Below are 3,488 nucleotides of genomic sequence, written 5' to 3'. Positions count from 1 at the left end.
CGAAGACTCGCGGCGCGACAGCGTGGGTCCGCTGGATTGGCTTCGAGTATGTCGAGCGCGCCCTCGACGAGGTCCGCGGTCTGGCGGTCGTCGTTCCAGAGCCGGTCGAGGGCGTCCAGACACGCTGAGGCTGTAGGCTCAATGGGTGATGCCCCGAGTGGGGCGTGGGAAATCTGACTAGACATGGGAGGCCGTGGTGGCCGCCAGCACCCGGATCGACCTCGACGGCCGAAACCGCGTCAGTCTCAATGGATTTGATTTGAAGAGCCGAACGTACCTGGCTCGCGAAGAGGCGGGGGGAACGATTGTGTTGGAACCGGCGGTGGTGATGTCAGCTGCCGAGGCGGCGTACTTGAAGAACCCCGAGGTTCGAGAGGTCGTCGAGCGCGGCCTGGACACGCCAACCGAAGACCTCCGTCCACGGAAGCCGCGGAACCGCCGAGCCCGGTAAGCCCGCAATAGGTGTGCGGTCGGGCCACGCGAACTGCATGGCCGGTTGGTTTCGCGGCGGCGCGGTAGCGGCCCAGTTCGCGGCACGCGCCGACTCTCGTAGGCTTTAGCCCGATGACACCCGACGACGACGCAGCGGCCGCCGCCCTGGCCTGGCTGGCCGAGGTGGCCGCGCAGCGCCGCGGCGCCGGGCTGCGTCGCGCGCTGACCGCCCGCCCGCCGGTGACCACCGAGGTGGACCTGGCGTCCAACGACTACCTCGGCCTCTCCCAGCACCCGGCCGTCATCGCCGGTGGCGTCGAAGCGCTGCGCACCTGGGGTGCCGGGGCCACCGGATCCCGGTTGGTCACCGGCGACACCGACCTGCACCGCCAGCTGGAGACCACCCTGGCCGGCTTCGTCGGCGCCGCGTCCGCGCTGGTGTTCTCCTCCGGCTACACCGCCAACCTGGGCGCGGTCACCGCCCTCTCCGGGCCGGGCTCGCTGCTGGTCTCCGACGCCCATTCGCACGCATCCCTGGTGGACGCCTGCCGGCTGTCGCGCGCCCGGGTGCTGGTCACCGGCCATCGCGACGTCGACGCGGTGGCGGCGGCGCTGGCCGATCGCGCCGAGGAGCGGGCGGTGGTGCTCACCGACTCGGTGTTCTCCGCCGACGGGGTGCTGGCACCGCTGACCCGGCTGCACCAGGTCTGCCGCGAGCACCGGGCGCTGCTGATCGTCGACGAGGCGCACGGACTCGGGGTGCGCGGCGCCGGCGGGCGCGGCCTGGTGCACGAGCTGGGCCTGGCCGGCGAGCCGGACGTGGTGGTCACCGCGACGCTCTCCAAGGCGCTGGGCAGCCAGGGCGGGGTGGTGCTCGGGCCGACCGCGGTGCGGGAGCACCTGATCGACGCCGCCCGGCCGTTCATCTTCGACACCGGGCTGGCGCCGGCGGCGGTGGGCGCGGCGCTGGCCGCGCTGGGCGTGCTGGTCGCCGAGCCGTGGCGCGCCGATGCGGTACTGGCAAATGCGGCCACCCTGGCCGAGATCTGCGGGGTGGGCGGCGTGCCGGCGTCGGCGGTGGTCTCGGTGGTGCTGGGCGATCCGCAGGCCGCCGTCGCGGCGGCCACCGCCTGCCTGGCGGCCGGGGTGCGGGTCGGCTGCTTCCGGCCGCCGACGGTGCCGGCCGGCACGTCGCGGCTGCGGCTGACCGCGCGCGCGTCGCTCACCGACGAGGAGCTGGCCCTGGCCCGGGAGGCGCTGAGCCGGGTGCTGCGCGAGCTGCCGGTCGCCGGCTTGTGACCGTCCTGGTCGTCACCGGCACCGGCACCGGGGTCGGCAAGACGATCGCCACCGCGGCGCTGGCCGCCCACGCCAGGCAGGCCGGCCTGGACGTGGCGGTGTGCAAGCCGGTGCAGACCGGCACCGCCGCCGGCGACGACGACCTGGCCGACATCGCCCGGCTGGCCGGGGTGACCGAGCTGGTCGGCCCGGCCCGCTACCCGCAGCCGCTGGCGCCGGTGGCCGCCGCCGAAGCGGCCGGTATGGCGTTGCCGACCCGCGCCGAGCTGCTGGACTCGATCCGCGCGCTGGACCGCCCCGGACGGCTCACCCTGGTCGAGGGTGCCGGCGGGCTGCTGGTCGAGCTCACCGACAGCGTCACGCTGGCCGACCTGGCGGAGGAACTGGGCGCGCCGGTGCTGGTGGTGGTCGGCGCCGAACTGGGCACGCTGAACCACACCGCGCTCACCCTGGAGGCGCTGGCAAGTCGGGGACTGCGCTGCGCCGGGTTGGTGATCGGCAGCTGGCCACAGCGGCCGGGTGCCGCCGAGCTGTCCAACCGGGACGCCCTGGCCCGGCTGGCGCCGGTGCGGGCGGTGCTGCCCGCCGGCGCCGGGACGCTCGGCCCCGCACAGTTCGCCGCGCTCAGTGCGCAAGCGTTCGATCCGGCCTGGGTCACGGCGCTGTCTGAACCACCCGAGCCGGCGCGCTGACCATGGTGCACACCATCGAGCTGGTCTTCGACGACGACACCGAAGCCGCCGTCCGACGGCTCTGGACCGACCTGGCCGCGGCCGGCATCCCCAGCCAGGCACCGGCTAGCCGGCCGCACGTCACCCTGCTGGTCACCGACCGGATCGGTGCGGACGTCGACGCGCTGCTGGCGCCGCTGTGCACCCGGCTGCCGCTGGACTGCGTCGTCGGCGCGCCGGTGCTGTTCGGCCGGGCCGGCGCGGTGCTGGCCCGGCTGGTGGTGCCCACCGCGGCGCTGCTGGACCTGCACGCCGAGGTGCACCGGCTCTGCCGGCCGGCGCTGGCGGCGGCGCCGGTGCCCAACAGCACCCCGGGGCAGTGGACCGCGCACGTGACGCTGGCCCGTCGGGTCCGCGGCGGCCAGCTCGGTCGGGCGCTGCACATCGTCGGCCGGCCGGCGCAGCTGCCCGGGCGGTTCGCCGGGCTACGCCGGTGGGACGGCGAACACCGTGCTGAGCATCCGATCTGCTGACTGCGCCGCCAGGCCGTCGATGAGCAACCGCAGCCCGAACGCGAACCCGGCCGAGCCGTCCGGCAGCGCATCGGCCCACCGCAGCCGGGACTGCTCGTCGGCGGTGGCGCCCAGCACGTAGTAGATCAGCGCGCGGGCCGCCAACTCGGCCTGCTCCGGTTCCAGCCCGGCGCCGGCGGCGATGCCGGACAAGCCGCCCAGGACCTCGGTGGCAGCGGCCGACTGGCCGGCGGCGAAACTGGCCGAGACCAACTCGGCGCCGTCGGTGTGGGCGAGCAGCGCGTCATGCATCGCGGTACAGATCTGCCCGATCAGCGGCTGCCAGTCGGCGGTGTCGACACCAACACGGGAGACGGTGCAGACCGGCTCCAGCAACCGGTCGGCCACCGCGCCCAGCAGCTGCTGCTTGTTGGCGAAATGCCAGTACAGCGCCCCCGGGGTGATGTCGAGTTCGCGGGCCAGCCGGCGCATGGTCAGATCGGCGATGCCGTAGCTGTCCAGGATCGCGGTCGCCGCGGCGCCCACGGCGAGTGTGTGAGGCAGCACACCCCGA

At 74.5% G+C, this 3,488-nt stretch carries 4 protein-coding genes; 3 read left to right on the top strand and 1 reads right to left on the bottom strand.

Annotated features, from left to right (window positions below; translation table 11 throughout):
* Window positions 1–564: 564 nt before the first annotated feature.
* From AC2VNT_RS01685 to AC2VNT_RS01675, 3 genes are read left to right on the top strand one after another with little or no spacing between them, the layout of a single operon-like run.
* Window positions 565–1,731 (top strand): 8-amino-7-oxononanoate synthase, encoded by a 1,167-nt coding sequence (locus AC2VNT_RS01685; protein ID WP_486945208.1) that lies wholly within the window; start codon window positions 565–567, stop codon window positions 1,729–1,731.
* The gene (bioD, locus tag AC2VNT_RS01680) at window positions 1,728–2,423 is read left to right on the top strand and encodes a dethiobiotin synthase (protein ID WP_486945207.1); all 696 of its coding nucleotides are present in this window, start codon (window positions 1,728–1,730) and stop codon (window positions 2,421–2,423) included. Before AC2VNT_RS01685 ends, bioD begins: the two co-directional genes overlap by 4 nt.
* A gap of 2 nt (window positions 2,424–2,425) precedes the next feature.
* Complete coding sequence (locus AC2VNT_RS01675) at window positions 2,426–2,935, top strand: 2'-5' RNA ligase family protein (protein WP_486945206.1); 510 nt, start codon at window positions 2,426–2,428, stop codon at window positions 2,933–2,935.
* Here the strand turns inward: AC2VNT_RS01675 and AC2VNT_RS01670 are convergent.
* Complete coding sequence (locus AC2VNT_RS01670) at window positions 2,888–3,481, bottom strand: TetR/AcrR family transcriptional regulator (protein ID WP_486945209.1); 594 nt, start codon at window positions 3,479–3,481, stop codon at window positions 2,888–2,890. The two genes, AC2VNT_RS01675 and AC2VNT_RS01670, sit on opposite strands and share 48 nt — an antisense overlap.
* Window positions 3,482–3,488 lie beyond the last annotated feature (7 nt).

This window comes from Mycobacterium sp. TH-M15, assembly GCF_057473705.1.
The sequence above is the reverse complement of the archived record's forward strand: the minus strand, read 5'-3'. Positions and strand labels throughout refer to the sequence as shown.